The sequence below is a fragment of the Caballeronia mineralivorans PML1(12) genome, assembly GCF_001028175.1.
Taxonomy (GTDB): domain Bacteria; phylum Pseudomonadota; class Gammaproteobacteria; order Burkholderiales; family Burkholderiaceae; genus Caballeronia; species Caballeronia mineralivorans.
Genome location: NZ_AEJF01000051.1, coordinates 92524 through 108245, shown reverse-complemented (window position 1 = coordinate 108245; position 15722 = coordinate 92524). Strand labels below are relative to the sequence as shown.

Below are 15722 nucleotides of genomic sequence, written 5' to 3'. Positions count from 1 at the left end.
GAAGGAAACGAGCGCGCTCGTACGCGCGGCGCAGGCGGGCGTGGTCGTCGTGCAGGCGACACGCGCACCGCGTGGCACCGTGCCCATGCAGCGCTTCCTCACGACCGACGGCCTGCTGGCAGGCGGCGATCTCGCGCCGCCCAAGTTGCGCATTGCGCTGATGCTCGCGATCGCGGCCGACGACGCGAGCGGCGGTATCGACTTGCCGCGTCTTCAGGCGCGCCTGCTCGCACTCTGATGCGACGTGCGATGAGCGCGGCGCTCTTCCCTCTCAGCCATTGACCCGATCATCATGCAACTTTCCTATCTCGTCACCTTCACGCATCCCGACCCGGACGCGCGTATTAGCGCAGGCGATCTGGAGACGATGACCACGCGCATCGACTCCACGCCAAATCTTCGCCGCGCGCGCCTCTACACGCCGCAGCGCGCCGACGATTACTACACGAACGACGGTCCTTCGCCCATCTTCGCGCTGCAACTGGACTTCGATACCCTCGCAGCGCTCGAAGCATCCATTGCCGCCGATGGTCACCTGCAAAGCATCGCGCACCGCGATTTTCCGAGCCTCGCGGCGTGCGCCGTCGAACAGCAGGTGATGGCGCGCCGACCGTTCCCGGTGCTCGACCCCATGCCGCGCGTACCCGATGGCACGCTACCCTGCCAGTTCCTGGTCCACTATCCTGGCCGTGCGGAAAATCTCGACGAATGGCTCGCCTATTACCTCGCGCATCACCCGCAAATCATGAAGTTCTTCGACGGCGTGCGCGAAATAGAGATCTTCACCCGCGTGGACTGGGTCGACGCGATGCCGTGGGCAAGGGTTCACTACATGCAGCGCAACAAGCTTATGTTCGACAGCGCCGAAGCGATAACCGTCGCGATGAATTCGCCCGTGCGTCATCAGATGCGCGCCGATTTCGAGCGCTTTCCGCCGTTTGAAGGCAGCAACATCCATCATCCAATGTCGGCGCGGACACTCGTGAAGTGAGCCCGCCGGGTCCAGCGTTGCAGCGTGCCGAACCCGGTATTTCCACTACTGCGTTGGAGCAGTGGCAATACCTTGAGCTGCGCGTTTGGCATCAAGACGCTTTTGCGCCGCAACGAGGTCGTTCGGATAGTCATACCGCACTAAGTCAGGCTGATATCCAACGCCGATCAGTTCCCTGAGTTCCTGCGTCACCTTCGTCCGGGTGACAGGGCTATCGTTCGATGTTTGCGCGAACGCAACCCCGGGGAGAAGAACCAGCGTTGCGGCAAGCGGCAGCATCATTCTAGGCATGTTCATGATCCACACTCCTGGCGAGGCGCTAGATGAGGTTGGACCAGCCTCGCTCAGCCAAGTATAGGTGTGAATCTGCAACAACTGAAAGGCGTGGAAAGCAAAATGCGTGTCCCGAGATTCCCGAAAGGTATCCGCAAGCGTCGCTCAAGCGTCGCTCGAAGAATCGCCGGACAACGCGGCATTGATAGCAGAGGCCAGGCCCGCTGGATTGTCCCGCATCATGAAGTGCCCTGCTTTATGCACGATGTCGACCGCGATACCTGCTCTCGGCAAGCTGAGGGCGTCGGGATGCGGTAGCGAGTGCTCGCCGAAAATCACTGAGCGCGGCATTTTTAACCCGAACAACAATTGGCGCCACGGCAGTGATACGCCTTGTACCAGTGATGTCGCCGCACGATGGATTGCTCTGGGACAGGAGATCGCGAGAGTAGCCGCCCAACCGGGATCGCCTTCTTTCGACGCGGTCGCGACCATTTGCGCGTGGCCGTATAGCACGTAGTCAGATTCGGAATAGGCGGCAATCTTGCGACTGAACAATCCTCCGCCCGCGTCAAGATTCGGCTCTGCGAGAACCAGCCGGCGCACCTCGCGAGGCGCCATCGTAGCAGCGACGATAGCGACCGCCCCGCCCATGCTATGACCGAAGAGATCGACTTCCCTTTCGAGACCCTGAATGAGTTCGACGACGATTCGAGCATGGTCTTCTACACGATATCCAAAACGCTCGGGCCTATCGCTATATCCGGATCCCAGCAAATCGACCAGAATGCCGCGCCGCCCGGTCAATGCCGAATCCGCAATCACTTGCGGGTAGTCGCACGAGGACGCGCAGCCAAGCCCATGGATAAACACCAGCGGCGTGCCTGACCCCGGAAGGTCATGGAAGCGCAGCATCGCATTGTGCCCGGAGAGCGTGAGAACGCGCATGGATGATTCCCGGTCGATAGGCCCGACCCGTGGCGCTCAGGCGGTCGCTAAAGTACGCGCCGGCGGGGGCAAGACATCGGGCGGGATCGGGCAATCATAAGACTTGTACCCGCGCTTTTCGTCGAGTTCCGCTTTTGCTGCGCGCAGCACATCCGGTTGGGCGGCCAGATCGACGGCGGTCGCCGCCAGCGTCTGCGCGGCGAGCAACATGCCCCGGTGAGCCAGCGTCGCCTTTCCCTGCGAGACCATTTGCCATGAGTGAAAACCTGTTCCCCACGCGAAGCAGGACGTCAGGCATTGCGTGGTCGGGACGACCCAGGTGACATCGCCTACATCGGTCGAACCTGTCACCGGGCGGATCATGTCGGCCCGATACGGCTGGATTTCAGTCACGATCGGCCGCGGGTCACGCAGGGCCACCGCGAAATGACGGGCGCTGTTCTCGAAATCGCCAAGCGAAATGGTCTGCTGAATCTGCCTGGCGAATTCAACGTCGCGCTCGCTGACGTCGAAGCCACCGAGCGCCCGCATGTTCGCGTCGAGAACCTGGTCGAGCGTATCGTTATGCAGCACGTTCGAGCATGCCTTGTCGAAAACGATCTCGAGACGTGTGCCGGTCATCAATGCGGCACCGTTCGCGATCTGCTTGACGCGCTCGAACAGGTCGCGCGCGTCTGCGCTGTGAGGGGATCGCACTGTATAAAGCAGTTCGGCGAGCACCGGCACCACGTTGGTCGAAATGCCGCCGGAATTGATGTAGGCGAAATGCACGCGCGCCTGATCCGGCATGTGCTCGCGCAGATAGTTGACACCGACATTCATGAGTTCCGCGGCGTCCAGCGCGCTGCGCCCAAGATGCGGCGCCAATGCCGCGTGCGCAGCCTTGCCGTGAAAGCGGAAATACGCCTGGACGTTCGCGAGCGTGGCATTCATGAACACCGAATTGGCTACCGACGGATGCCAGCTCAACGCAACGTCGAGGTCATCGAACAATCCGGCGCGCGCCATGAACGTCTTGCCGGCGGCCGCTTCCTCGGCGGGGCAACCGTAGAACCTCACCGTGGCAGCGATATGGTTTTCGGCAAAGTAATCTCTCGCGGCAACTGCAGCGAGATGTGCGCCCGCGCCGAGCAGGTGATGGCCGCAGCCGTGTCCGTTGGTGTTGACTCCGTCAGCGGCCGGTACGCAGGTCAGCGCTCCGCTTTCCTGGCTCAGTCCGGCCAAGGCATCGTACTCGCCGAGAAATCCGATGACCGGGCCGCCGCTGCCCGCCTCTGCCACGAACGCCGTCGGCATTCCGGCTACGCCACGCGTCACGCGAAACCCTTCCTCCTCGAGCAGCGCCGCATGCAGTTCGGCAGAGCGGTATTCGCTGTAGCGCATCTCGGCATGCGCCCAGATTTCATTTGCCAGTTCAAGGTATCGCTGCTGCTTTGCCTCGACGAGACGCTTCACCTGTGCTGCGTGCTTCACATAACCTCCATTCGTTCGGGATCGGTAGTCGGTAGTCGGTTCGGAAAGATTCGCGGCGGCAACCGGCCGCCAATCTTTCCGATTTCTGCTGGCGTAGAGTATGTCGACAGATGACAAGCCAACACCTCAATGAAAGTGTTGCTGTTGACTCCCGGTTGTCTCCTCCTGACAAAATTTGGCGTCATACATTGACCATGAAGCTACATCAACTCCGCGCACTTGTTGCAATAGCCGACACCGGCAGCATCCGGAACGCAGCCCGCGCCACGGACCTCTCGCCAGCCGCCATTACGAAGGCGATACGCGAGCTCGAGGAAGATCTGAATGTCACTCTGATCATTCGCGAGGCCACCGGTGTGACGCTGACCGAGGCAGGCCAGACGCTGCTCGGTCATGCGAGGCTGACAGTCGGGCAATTGGCACGTGCGCGGCAGGAAATGGAGCGGCTATCCGGTATGAGGGACGGCACCCTGTCGATTGCAGCGGTGTCGTGGGTCGGTCTAACGTTGCTCGGAGAGGTTGTCGGCCTGTTCCAGACACGTATGCCCGAGGTAAAGATCGAATTCTTCGAAGGATTGGCAACCGTGTCGATACCCAGATTGCGTGATGGAACACTCGATATCTCGATTGGAAGGGCCAGCCCCGTTACGCAAACGGAGGAGTTCACCCATGTCCCGCTGTTTCGCACGGGCTACGCGGTGGTCGCCCGGGCAGAACATCGCCTGGCCGAGTGCAGATCGCTGCATGAATTGAAGGACGCCGAGTGGATCCTGAATCGCGACTCTTCCGTCGACGAGCTCGCCGCGGACAACGCGTTCACCGAATACTGCCGTGTCTACGAACCACGCATTCACATATCGCATTCCAGCGCCATCGCGCTTGGGCTGGTCGCAAGCACGAATATGCTGACGCTGATGCCCTGGCCACTCGCTGAACTGCTCGTGAGCAAGGAACGATTAGCAGTCCTCCCGCTCGTCGACTCGATTGCCGAGGCCGAGGTCAGTCTCATATACCGGCGGGGTGCGCCGCTTAGCAATGCCGCTAAATACTTCGTGGAGTGCCTGACGAGCGTAATCCGCACTTCCATGACCTCGGAAGATCCTTTAAAGCGCCGGCTCTTTCACTCTGTCGAGTGCCTGTTGTAGGCGGTACGCATCCGGTTTCGCAGCGAGCTGTTTCTCACGACGCGGCCCATTCGCTCCATGCCGGACAAGCATGGCGCCGGATTGCTTCGTGCGTACTTTCTGAATGATCCATCGGTCACGAAAGCCACATGAGACCAGATGAAGCCTGATGAATTTTGACCCGTTGACGACAGTAAAAACGAACTACATTATTTTTTCAACCGCGCGGCAACAACGCCGGCGCTAACCCAAATTCGGAGACGGGTGTGCCAAATCAAGCAAACGGGTGCGAGCACTCGACAGTCCAGACTGCATCGACCCGCGACTTCATCGCGGTGGTCGTGGGTAACGCCCTGGAGTTCTTCGACTTCACGGTTTACGCCTTCTTTGCGGTGTTTATCGGCAAGGCCTTTTTCCCGGCGTTTTCTCCGGCGAGCCAGGTGATCGCATCGGTCGCCGTGTTCGGCGTCGGTTTCGTCGCACGGCCGATCGGCGGCCTGGTGATCGGTGCCTACGCGGACCGTTCAGGCCGCAAGGCGGCGCTGTCTCTTACGATCGGCCTGATGGCGCTCGGCACCGCGATCCTCGCGTTCACGCCATCGTATGCGACGATCGGCATGGTGGCCCCCGTCCTCGTCGTCATCGGCCGCCTGCTGCAAGGATTTTCAGCCGGTGGCGAAATGGGGCCCGCGACAACATACCTGCTTGAAATGGCGGCGTCGAACCGGCGCGGCTTCTACACGAGCTGGCAGCTTGCGACCCAAGGCGTGGCCTCGCTGCTCGGCGGGCTGGTCGGCTACGTCGTGTCGTCGATGCTGTCGCCCGCTGCGCTCGAGGAGTGGGGATGGCGCGTACCGTTCGTCGTCGGTCTGCTGATCGCGCCGGTCGGACTGTATATCCGCAAGCAACTGAGCGAAACCCTCGATCTCGAGTCCGCAGTCAAAGGGACGAGTGAGCTCGTATCCGTCATCGTCAGCAAGCACCTTGCCGATTTGCTGATCTCGTGTGCCGTGCTGATTGGGCCGACGATCACGGTGTATGTTGTCGGGTACTACATGACGACCTACGGCTTGCGCGTGTTGCACCTGCCCACTTCGACCTCGATGCTGGTCGGACTCATCACCGGCGGTGTGGGAATCGTCGCATCGCTGACCGCAGGCCTGATCTACGACCGGTTTCCCAATACGAAGTGGATGCTGCTGCCGCAGCTTCTGACGGTTCTGGCGATCGTGCCGTTATTCGTCTGGGTAACCCAGAACGGCACTGCCGCCACCTTTCTTTCGATGGTCGGACTGCTGACGTTGTTGCGCGTGCTAATGGCGCCATTCCAGCTGTGCTTCATCCCCGAGATATTCCCTAACGCGATTCGCAGCACGTGCGTGTCCATCTGTTTCAGCGTGCCGACCACGATATTCGGCGGCAGCGCGCAAGTGGTAGTCGCATGGCTCGCCGCCAGGACCGCCGATCCGATGTCGCCGGCCTGGTATCTGCTCGCTGCAAATGCAATCTCGCTGCTCGCCGTCCTGACGCTCTACATGCGGCATCGCGCAACGCTGGGTCGCAACAGCGGGTTCCACGCCAAGGCAGGAATCTAGCCGCCTGTAGATAGTCGAACCACCCCGATCAATTATTCATGTTCGTGATTCGGATGCACGGCCTGACCTGTCGTTTCGATTGCGGGTCGAACAGCGACGGACTGCGTGCTTCAATCAAAAGGGATAGCAAGTGAATTTCGATCAACTCGATCAAGAGATTGCCGCACGGATCGAATCGTACCGTGAGGTATGTGTCCACCTGAGCGACCGGCTGTGGGATCTCGCCGAAACGGCCTATGCAGAGTACGAGTCGGCTGAACTGCAAATCCGCGAACTCGAGCGGCATGGCTTTCGAATCACGCGTGACGTTGCGGGCATCCCTACTGCGTTTGTCGCCGAAGCCGGCGATGGCGGCCCCGTCATCGGCTTTCTCGGCGAGTACGACGCGTTGCCTCATCTCAGCCAGATCGCCAACTCCGCCAGCCGACAACCTGCTGTAGACGCCGGCAGCGGACATGGATGCGGCCACAACCTGCTGGGCGGCGCGACACTGATGTCCGCGTTCGCCATCAAGGATTGGCTCCATGCGTCCGGCCGCCCGGGCCGGGTCCGCTATTACGGCTGTCCCGCCGAGGAAGGCGGAGCCGGAAAGACGTTCATGACGCGAGCTGGCGCATTCGCCGATCTCGACACCGCACTCACCTGGCATCCCGCAAGCGTCCTCGCCATCGACGCGATGACAACCCTTGCGACGCTCCACGCGCGCTTCACGTTCAACGGCGTCGCTGCGCATGCGGCGGCCGCGCCTCACCTGGGACGCAGTGCACTCGACGCCGTCACGCTGATGAATGTTGCCGCCAACTATCTGCGCGAGCACATGCCCAGCGACGCCCGCCTTCACTACGCACTGCACGATACGGGAGGGACAGCGCCCAACGTCGTGCAGGCTCGCGCCGAGGTCGTCTATCAATTGCGCGCACCAGAACTCTCCACGATCCATTCGCTGCTCGAGCGTCTGCGAAAGATTGCGGACGGCGCCGCGATGATGACCGACACCACCGTCGTATGCCGGGTGGAGAAGGCAATGTCGAATATGAAGCCCAACAAGGTGCTGTCCGGTCTGATGTACGAACGCATGCTCGCGATCGGTCCAACACCGTTCGATATCGTCGATCATGAGTTTGCCGCGCGCATGCACGCCGCGATTTCACCCGCCGAAGCGAAGGATAGCTTGTCGATTTTCGGCGCCCATCGGCTCGTTGGAGTCCTGCATGACGGGGTTCTGCCCGCTGAATCGATGCCGTCGTTGTTGCCCGCCTCAACCGATGTAGGAGATGTCAGTTGGGTCGTACCGACTGCCCGCTGTCTCGGCGCCTGTTTCGCGCTGGGTACGCCGTTCCATTCCTGGCAGTTGGTCGCACAAGGCAAATCGTCGATAGCGCACAAAGGCATGCTTCATATCGCAAAGGTCATGGCTGCCACCGCCGCAGCACTCTACGCGAGTCCTTTGTTGCTTGAACAGGCCAAGGCGGAGTTGCGTGAGCAATCGGCTGATGAAGCCTACTTCTGCCCCATCCCGGACGACGTGCTTCCTCCCGTCGCCCGAGAAGGTCGAACGCAAAGAGGCTCGATGCGGGGGTCGTTTCCAATCCAATACGCAAGAGTCGACGCATGAAGCGTGAAGATAGCCAGAGGCTCGCGCTCATCGAGCAACTCGTCGAAGCAAAGCGCGACACCTATATTGAACTTGCGGATCGGATCTGGGATCTTGCCGAGGCGCGTTGGGAAGAATTTCGCTCAGTCGAAGCGCAGATCGAGATGCTTGAGCGCGAAGGATTTCGGATCACGAGGAGCCTCGCCGGTCTGCCGACGGCGTTCGTCGCCGAGGCCGGCGATGCAGGGCCCGTCGCCGGTTTCCTGGGCGAATACGATGCATTGTCGAACATGAGCCAGCAAGCCGCGGCCGTAGAAGCATGCCCGGTATGCGCCGGGGGCAACGGACACGGATGCGGCCATCACCTGCTCGGTGTCGGTGCGATGCTGGCCGCGGTTGCCACGCGCGACTACCTCGTTTCCCAAGGTTTGCCAGGGATCGTTCGGTATTTCGGATGCCCTGCCGAGGAAGGTGGTGCGGGCAAGACCTACATGGCTCGCGAGGGCGTCTTCGACGAGATCGACTTTGCGTTGACCTGGCACCCCGGCCCTTTCTCGGGGATTTTCAAGTACAAATCGCTGGCGGTGATTCAGGCATTCTTCCGCTTTTCCGGCGTGGCCTCGCACGCAGCGGCTTCACCCCATCTGGGACGCAGCGCGCTCGATGCGGTTGAACTGATGAACGTCGGTGTGAATTTCCTGCGCGAGCACATGCCCGCCGAGGCTCGCGTCCATTACGCCATCACCGATGCCGGCGGCCTGGCTGCGAACGTTGTCCAGGCTCGTGCCGAAGTGCTGTACGTCGTCCGCGCGCCGAACATCGAGCAGGCGCGTGCGCTATTCGAGCGTGTCCGGCGAATCGGTGCGGGCGCTGCGCTGATGTCCGAAACGAGCGTCGAGGTCGAAGTCGATCGCGCATGCTCCGACGTGCTGCGCAACGAAACGATCGAAGCCTTGATCATGGATAACCTCGAGTGGCTCGGTCCCCCACCCTTCGACCAGTTCGACCGCGATTTCGTCACGCGGCTCGCCGGGAACATCAGCGCGGCTGATTTGCAGGAATGCCTCGACGCCTATCGAGGACCCGCCGACGCCCATGGACTCGCCGATGCGCCGCTTTCACTGAACGAAAAACCTGGCTCGTTGACAGGATCGAGCGATGTCGGAGACGTGAGTTGGATCGTGCCGACAACCCAATACCTCGGCGCGTGCTACGCCGTGGGTACCAACATGCATACGTGGCAGTTGGTGTCCCAAGGGAAACTGCCCGCCGCACACAAAGGAATGCTGCATGCAGCGAAGGTGCTCGCGGCAACCGCGGTGAATCTGTTGACCGAGCCGCCGTATATCAGCGCTGCTCGGGCAGAACATGCGCGCCTTACGGGTGGACGTCGCTACGTCTGCCCTATTCCCGAAGCGGTGCTCGCGCCGCCGCTGCGTAGAAGTAAAAGGACGGGATAAAGAAATCTTGCCTGATTCCAAACCGCACGCCTTGCACGCACTTAAGCTGATCTGATCCATGACATTTTCTTACTTCATTACGGCGACCAACGAGCACGATCCGGGCGCTCGGATAAGCGCGGCACATTATGGGCTCATTCAGGAGACCATCCGCGCGACACCTGACTTATTGAAGGCCGAACTTTATACACCCGCCCAGATCACGACTTATCACGACGACGGGCATTCTCCCCTGCTCGCGCTCCGGCTGGAGTTCGCCTGCATCGAGGCGCTCGAGTCACAAGTCGCCGAGAGCGGACATCTCTGGCGGCTTGCGCAGTCGGACGACTGGCTCGCGACAGGCGCAAGCCTGGTCACGCATCAGGCCATGCTCACTCGAACGTTTCTACCTCTCACGAGGACGATCGCGGAACCGGCGTTGTGCAGCTATCTCGTGCACTACCCAGGTGCCGCGGAAAATTTCAACGAATGGCTTTCCTACTACATCGCGCATCATCCTCAGATCATGCTCGACTATCCGAACGTACGGCAGGTCAACGTATTCACCCGGGTCGACTGGTGTGACTCGATGCCATGGACGCGGGTGAACCACATGCAGCGAAACATGCTGACCTTCCCTTCATCGCAACTACTCGCTGAGGCGCTGACGTCGCCCGTGCGTGCGCGAATGCGAGACGACAATGGACGGTTTCCGGCGTTCTCGGGACGCGCTTGTCACTACCCGATGCTCACCACCGTAGTTGCTCCAGACAACGGGAAGTACTTCGAAACACCACTGTAGTTCGCAAGCTGACACAAAAGGAGAAAGCCGAGCCCGAAGAGGCTTCATTCAATACCTCACATTACACGGTTAAATATTAGTAATGCTAATTATAAATAGATAGTCGATCACGTTTGGAATTCAACTCCGTCAACTAATCGACCCGAAAAATCGAGCATCAATAAGAACATTTTTGGGCGATCTATGCAGCACTTTAAGAGGATGTTTAAAATGCGTAGGAAAGTTCTAGTCACCGCTACCCTGCTCGGCTCCATCGCAAGTACCGCGCACGCGCAAAGCAGCGTGACGCTATATGGGCTCGTCGATTCGGCAATCGGTTACACGAGCAACATGGGTTCGACCAATGGCCACATCAATCACGGCATTCAGGCGCTGCCCGGCGCCATGTCGGCGAACCGGTGGGGCTTGCTCGGCTTCGAAGACATCGGAGGCGGCACGCAAGCCACCTTCAGGCTTGAAAACGGCTTCAACATTCAGAACGGCGCGCTCGGACAAGGCGGCCGGATGTTCGGCCGCAGCGCGTACGTGGGCCTCGTCAACAACAGTTGGGGAACCGTAACGGCGGGGCGCCAATACATGCCGTTCCAGGAAGATGTGGGCAACGAAATGGCCGCCCTCTACATGTCAGGTTATACGTTCCACCCGTATGACAGTGACGACATGAACTGCACGTTCCGGCCCAACAATGCGATCAAGTACACGACACCTACCATCGCCGGTTTCACCGCGAAGGCCCTGTACGCGTTTTCGAACCTCCCAGGCCAGATCAATACCAACCGCCTATGGAGTGGCAGCGCCGACTACGTGAACGGTCCGGTCCACCTCGATGCGGGTTTCTTCACGGTCACCCAGCCAGGCTACAGCACAGCCGGTGCGGAAGCTTCGGATAACACATACGGTGCACTTCCGACGATTGCCGCCGGCGGCATTGCGAAGCACACGGTATGGGGCGCCGGCGGCACCTATACGTTCGGCTCGCTCCTCGCGAGCATCATCTATACAAATGCGGCCTTCGACGCAACCGTCGGCGGCGCACTGAAGTTCAACAACTATGAAACGAGCTTGCGCTATCAGGTCACGCCCGCTACGGTGCTGACCGCGGCCTATCTCTACACGACTCAGAGAAGCACCGTTGCCGCCGGTGGAAACACGCACTACAACCAGGGTGCATTGGGTATCAACTACTTCCTGTCGAAGACGACCGACTTGTACAGCAACGTTGTCTACCAAAGAGCCGCCGGTACGGCCCATGCGTGGATTCTCAACGGAACGGCGGCGTCCAGCAACAACAGCCAGTTCATGGCCCTGGTTGGGATCCGGAAGAAGTTCTAGGAACGGCTTTGTCAACTTGTCGAGACTGAGGCGCAGAGACGGCGGGAAAGAACATGCCTCAGAAACTCGGGGTGACTTCTGCAGGCCGAAGGGATGGAAGTCGGCAGTCATCTGTGATCGACATGATCAAAGAAAAAACTGGCAATCCGTTCTTCTTCGGCGCCCCCTTCTCGGGTATGACGCCGGCATTCTGTGCGAAGCAGCTTGGGCGCAGCGTCGAAGTCTTTCTGAGGACGTATGTGAAATGGCTAGATGGGGGCAAACGATATGGAGATGGCTCGGCTGGAGAATTCACTGATGTCCCCGGCCGGTCCCCAAAAGAAACGCGCGGCGCGCAAATGACTGATAACGCTAAGGATTCTGGTGGCCGGGTGGGACACGCATTGAAGCGCCTGAGGCCCGTCATCTCAGGAGTTCTTGATGTGGCCCGTGGCAGGTTACCCCCAAAACTACCCCCAAAAATGGCGGAACAGATCGGAATGTCGGCCGGGAAGACGAATGGCCCGCGCTATCGATCTTCCTCACGAAAGCTGTAGGCAATGTTGCGATAGCACGACGGTCCGCAATATGCACCGGTACTGCTCGCGAGACCGGGCACAGTGAGCTAGCGGGGGATGGCCGTGCGTGCTGCGAAGCGGGATCGAAAAATCCCAGCAAACCCACTCCCATCATCGCCTTGATAAAACACCTCCCCATCGGGTACACATTCACCGCGTGACAGCTCTTCCAACGTCAGAAATGGCCGACATGGTTGACCGTCACAGACCCGAAGCGGAAGTTGAACGGTTGAACGACCGTCTCTGCACGCTGAAAGCGGCCATTGGACGAGCGATGAAATTTTCCAAGCAATGCCGACGCCGCCCAGCGTATCGCCAGTCGATTGCGAGATCAGTGGTCGACCACTACGCGCGGCGCTGCGACGACACATGATCTGTATCTGATTCAGTTTGCGTTAGTTGTCGGTCGGCTGCCGTCTCAACTTAGTTCAGCGTAGATGACTTAGACAATCGCATGCGCAGAATCTCGATCTGCTCTTCGACCACTGCATCGGAAAGCCTTTCCAAGCGACGGCGAATCACTTCCAGCGGAGATAGATCGAACACACCTGAGACAACGGCGCCGCCCAGCAACAGGCAGTCGTTGTCAGCGCGGACATAAGCAGCAGGAATGTCGAGTGCGCTGAGGTCAATCTCTTCCTGCCGAGCGATCGTCCGTGCGGCAAGGAGAAAATCTAGGGGGGCGTCGACTATGTCCAACTCGACGTGAGTTTGCCACGCATCAGAAGCATAGGATGAGAAGCAAATGGCTGACATGCGTTCTGTCAGACGGGCGGCATATACTCGCGTCGCGCGAAGTGGAACGCGAAATGTGGACGTAGGTTGAATGAGCGCAAGCAACTCACCCTTATGCTCCTTGAGACACTTCGAAGCGCGCCGTACGCCCTGAACAAACAGCTCAAAATATTCGACCGCCGGGGCTATGCGTCGCCCTTCGACTTCCACTGCGCTGCGGCTATGATACTGGACGAGTTGTCGGCACTCCGACGATAAAACGACTTGCAGGCCAGCGTTCGGATCGGCACGGAAGAAGAAGTCAACGCAGCTTAGGCCACCATAGTCGATTTCCTGTCCACCGTAGCGGTCGAAGTTCATGAACAGCGACGTGACGTCATCGTGCTCTTCCCGAGGTCGCTTCAGCAGATGTGCTGCCGCTGACTCGGAAAATCGTGGTTGACACAATGTTTCGCAATCCACGACTACGGGGCCGTTATGAGAAGCGACGATGTTCTCGAAATGTAGGTCCGACGCGTTCAGCGCGCTCGCGACGGCGTATAGCACACCGCCATTGAACGCAAACCGTTGGGCGGACTCGCCGTTGAGCGCCGGGTGATATTGCACCTCAGCCATCCAATGGTAGCCGTCGCGCACTAAAACTTTGGCCGCGCCAAGTTCAAGCCCCCATTGAGACAGCATATGAGATATATCCGCCAGCAGTTGCGCGCCAGATCCGGATCGGGGTTTGTAATACAGTGAGTGCTGACCGGAAAAATCAAGCCTTAGCACGTGCTGACCATGGTGCTTGTCCGCTGACGCGATCCGTACGGAGTCGAGTTTAGAATCCACAACCCATGAACACACGCTCCGCAGTTCTAATTTGTCCAGCATATACCGATGCTCGACGACATTGAATTCAGTTATTAACTGTCGCGACTGCTCGTGAAGCGCTCTGTCGAGAACTGGGCAGCGGCTAAGTTGGTCTCTAATCCATTGGGCCAGTCCGATTGCCGATAATTCACTAAAAAGCTGCTCGACGGCACTCTTTAAAGGATGGCACATTCGTTTGTAGAGCGCGACAAGTTCCAGTTCTAGGCCCGCGACCACCGCTGGATGGGAAGGCCGGTCCGGCTGTAGCCGGTTAATGACTGTCTTCGCGATTTCTCGGAGGCCTGCCTCGTCATCATCTGCTGAGACATCTGCGCCCCCAATCATGGATGAGATCAGCAAATCTTGTACTCCAGCACCCCGATGGCGAGAAGTTGACGCCCTAGTTCAAGTGCGTCCGGAATCGCAATGCCGAGTTCCTGAGTAAGAATGCGTGGGGTGAATTCGAGCCTGTCATTGATCATTTGCAACGCGCGGAAGTATCCTGCAGGGAAAGCCGCTTTAGCGATCAACTCAGAGCGCACGCCATAGTCGAACAAAAGGCCAAGCACCTCGATTGTCGAGAGCTCGCGCGACAGTCGATAGATGATGGGCTCTCCTCCCGTACATACCAGAGTGTCATCCTGCGCAAGACTCCCGATGCGCAGGATTGAGGCCAGACAGTCCCGTGGAAGGAATACCCTATTTGTCGCATGCGGGGTATCCGTGCCGCTTCGCCCATCCAGTGCTCGCAGGGCTTCGTGCACCGCCTCATCTTGCAGACCAATTGTAAGCGGCCGGCGCAACGCCTGCTCAAGCATGCTAGTTTTGCGGATCATCGCGACGATGCCGTCGGCGACTGTTGGGACGTGAACGCCTGCGGACAGATGCAAGGAGCCCGCTTGGCCCGGCGACCCCCGGTGAATGTGGCCTCGCGGGATGAATAGAACATCGCCCGGCTCGAGATCTACTTGAAGATATTCGCGTCCGGACTGATCCTGAGCTACTGGTGGCTTGTGCATTCCCTCAACTGGAAATGGCGTATCGGGCTCGGCAATAGACCATGACTTTGTCCCGTGAATCTGGACTAGAAAGACGTCAACCTCGTCGTAGTGGTAGCCGAAACAGTGTTGGGACGACGGGGACAAAAATGCCGTGACAAAGGTACGTGCACCCTCTGAATATGCATGATTGATCTCGTGACAGAGCTGCGCAATACGGGGATTGCAATGGTTCAACTTATTGAAAATGGCCGTGTAGCCAATTGCCAACCCCTCAAAGATCCACTGAAGCGCATCCTGCCGCGCCGCAGCGACCGTCGGATAGATCTCCTTATCCGCTCCCGCCATGCGGATGTTTTGGTCGATCCGAAATCGATTTATCCAAAGATCAACCTCGAAATCCGCCAGCGAATACTGGAAGGTCGGGGTCGCGTCCGTAAGGCGAAATTTTCGCGCAGTGTCGCCAGGATAGAATCCCATCAGTTGGCAATCGCGTCAGCAAATGATCGACGGTAGGATCAGCTGAGTTCCTGCTCGCGCGATCTGAAGCATGTCGCTTTGCGTGAGCGGTGGCGTTAACGGTGGTGCGGGGATGATGAAATGCAGCTTAGGTGATTCGTCGGTCACGAAAACGTATTCAATATCCGGATTCACTTGGATGCCCTCGGCTTGAAGGACTGCTTTCGGATCCGCCAGCAAGGCTGCCTTGAACGCGGGATCCTGCCAGCACTTCAGCACGATCCCAGCCATCTGTTCTCGAATTCGTGCTTTCTGTGCAGCTAGCGCTTCGCCCTGGACGATCATGTTTTGTGGCATTTTCGATCCCCCCTCCCCGAGTGGTGAGAAAACAATATTCTTAGGCGACGCGCTGTGTCAAGCAATTCGGACCCTATGGATTATTCAGCTAAATGGTAGGACGCACCTTCGGGTTAGCCGCCTTCCCTTTGCCCATCCTTTTAGCAGTTGCTCGAACGACCGCAATGTCGACATTATTCCGGGCTGTTGCGAA

At 59.0% G+C, this 15722-nt stretch carries 14 protein-coding genes and 1 pseudogene; 9 read left to right on the top strand and 6 right to left on the bottom strand.

The window, feature by feature from the left end; all coding sequences use genetic code 11:
* Positions 1-238: pseudogene (locus EOS_RS05910) on the top strand (asparaginase); the annotation flags it as partial.
* A gap of 54 nt (positions 239-292) precedes the next feature.
* Positions 293-991, top strand: coding sequence for a hypothetical protein (locus tag EOS_RS05905; RefSeq protein WP_047845661.1), 699 nt, complete (start codon positions 293-295; stop codon positions 989-991).
* 45 nt (positions 992-1036) lie between these two features.
* Here EOS_RS05905 and EOS_RS05900 read toward each other — a convergent pair whose 3' ends face one another.
* From EOS_RS05900 to EOS_RS05890, 3 genes are all read right to left on the bottom strand, one after another.
* Positions 1037-1288, bottom strand: a complete 252-nt coding sequence (locus EOS_RS05900) for a DUF4148 domain-containing protein (protein ID WP_082163230.1) — start codon at positions 1286-1288, stop codon at positions 1037-1039.
* A 141-nt stretch (positions 1289-1429) separates the two neighbouring features.
* Positions 1430-2212 carry an alpha/beta fold hydrolase gene (locus EOS_RS05895; RefSeq protein ID WP_047845660.1) on the bottom strand — a complete coding sequence of 261 codons (783 nt, stop codon included), beginning with the start codon at positions 2210-2212 and terminating at the stop codon, positions 1430-1432.
* A gap of 36 nt (positions 2213-2248) precedes the next feature.
* Complete coding sequence (locus EOS_RS05890) at positions 2249-3685, bottom strand: amidohydrolase (RefSeq protein WP_047845659.1); 1437 nt, start codon at positions 3683-3685, stop codon at positions 2249-2251.
* 194 nt (positions 3686-3879) lie between these two features.
* Here EOS_RS05890 and EOS_RS05885 point away from each other — a divergent pair, with 194 nt between their 5' ends.
* The 7 genes from EOS_RS05885 to EOS_RS47920 all read left to right on the top strand — a co-directional run bounded on the left by EOS_RS05885 (position 3880) and on the right by EOS_RS47920 (position 12107).
* Entirely contained in the window at positions 3880-4830 is a 951-nt protein-coding gene (locus EOS_RS05885; RefSeq protein WP_047845658.1) for a LysR family transcriptional regulator, read from the top strand.
* Positions 4831-5075: 245 nt separating this feature from the next.
* Complete coding sequence (locus EOS_RS05880; RefSeq protein WP_047845657.1) at positions 5076-6404, top strand: MFS transporter; 1329 nt, start codon at positions 5076-5078, stop codon at positions 6402-6404.
* Positions 6405-6534: 130 nt separating this feature from the next.
* Positions 6535-8019: an amidohydrolase gene (locus tag EOS_RS05875; RefSeq protein ID WP_047845656.1), complete on the top strand. Its 1485-nt coding sequence runs from the start codon at positions 6535-6537 to the stop codon at positions 8017-8019.
* Complete coding sequence (locus EOS_RS05870; protein ID WP_047845655.1) at positions 8016-9458, top strand: amidohydrolase; 1443 nt, start codon at positions 8016-8018, stop codon at positions 9456-9458. The genes EOS_RS05875 and EOS_RS05870 overlap by 4 nt, the downstream gene beginning before the upstream one ends.
* A 58-nt stretch (positions 9459-9516) precedes the next feature.
* Positions 9517-10239, top strand: a complete 723-nt coding sequence (locus EOS_RS05865; RefSeq protein WP_047845654.1) for a hypothetical protein — start codon at positions 9517-9519, stop codon at positions 10237-10239.
* Positions 10240-10449: 210 nt separating this feature from the next.
* Entirely contained in the window at positions 10450-11571 is a 1122-nt protein-coding gene (locus EOS_RS05860; protein ID WP_160312470.1) for a porin, read from the top strand.
* A 53-nt stretch (positions 11572-11624) separates the two neighbouring features.
* Positions 11625-12107 carry a hypothetical protein gene (locus tag EOS_RS47920; protein ID WP_235442714.1) on the top strand — a complete coding sequence of 161 codons (483 nt, stop codon included), beginning with the start codon at positions 11625-11627 and terminating at the stop codon, positions 12105-12107.
* Between the two features lie 444 nt (positions 12108-12551).
* On the opposite strand, the gene EOS_RS05855 is transcribed toward EOS_RS47920, so the two are convergent.
* The 3 genes from EOS_RS05855 to EOS_RS05845 are packed head-to-tail and all read right to left on the bottom strand — an operon-like array spanning position 12552 to position 15529.
* Positions 12552-14075 (bottom strand): DUF4135 domain-containing protein, encoded by a 1524-nt coding sequence (locus tag EOS_RS05855; protein WP_152693084.1) that lies wholly within the window; start codon positions 14073-14075, stop codon positions 12552-12554.
* Positions 14069-15193, bottom strand: coding sequence for a JmjC domain-containing protein (locus EOS_RS05850; RefSeq protein WP_047845651.1), 1125 nt, complete (start codon positions 15191-15193; stop codon positions 14069-14071). Before EOS_RS05850 ends, EOS_RS05855 begins: the two co-directional genes overlap by 7 nt.
* Before the next feature lie 15 nt (positions 15194-15208).
* Positions 15209-15529 (bottom strand): nitrile hydratase subunit alpha, encoded by a 321-nt coding sequence (locus EOS_RS05845; protein ID WP_152693083.1) that lies wholly within the window; start codon positions 15527-15529, stop codon positions 15209-15211.
* Positions 15530-15722: the final 193 nt, after the last annotated feature.

Coding starts and splice junctions, on each gene's coding strand:
- EOS_RS05905 (WP_047845661.1), top strand. CDS start 293: ATGCAACTTTCCTATCTCGTCACCTTCACGCATCCCGACCCGGACGCG.
- EOS_RS05900 (WP_082163230.1), bottom strand. CDS start 1,288: ATGAACATGCCTAGAATGATGCTGCCGCTTGCCGCAACGCTGGTTCTT.
- EOS_RS05895 (WP_047845660.1), bottom strand. CDS start 2,212: ATGCGCGTTCTCACGCTCTCCGGGCACAATGCGATGCTGCGCTTCCAT.
- EOS_RS05885 (WP_047845658.1), top strand. CDS start 3,880: ATGAAGCTACATCAACTCCGCGCACTTGTTGCAATAGCCGACACCGGC.
- EOS_RS05870 (WP_047845655.1), top strand. CDS start 8,016: ATGAAGCGTGAAGATAGCCAGAGGCTCGCGCTCATCGAGCAACTCGTC.
- EOS_RS05865 (WP_047845654.1), top strand. CDS start 9,517: ATGACATTTTCTTACTTCATTACGGCGACCAACGAGCACGATCCGGGC.
- EOS_RS05860 (WP_160312470.1), top strand. CDS start 10,450: ATGCGTAGGAAAGTTCTAGTCACCGCTACCCTGCTCGGCTCCATCGCA.
- EOS_RS47920 (WP_235442714.1), top strand. CDS start 11,625: ATGCCTCAGAAACTCGGGGTGACTTCTGCAGGCCGAAGGGATGGAAGT.
- EOS_RS05850 (WP_047845651.1), bottom strand. CDS start 15,193: ATGGGATTCTATCCTGGCGACACTGCGCGAAAATTTCGCCTTACGGAC.
- EOS_RS05845 (WP_152693083.1), bottom strand. CDS start 15,529: ATGCCACAAAACATGATCGTCCAGGGCGAAGCGCTAGCTGCACAGAAA.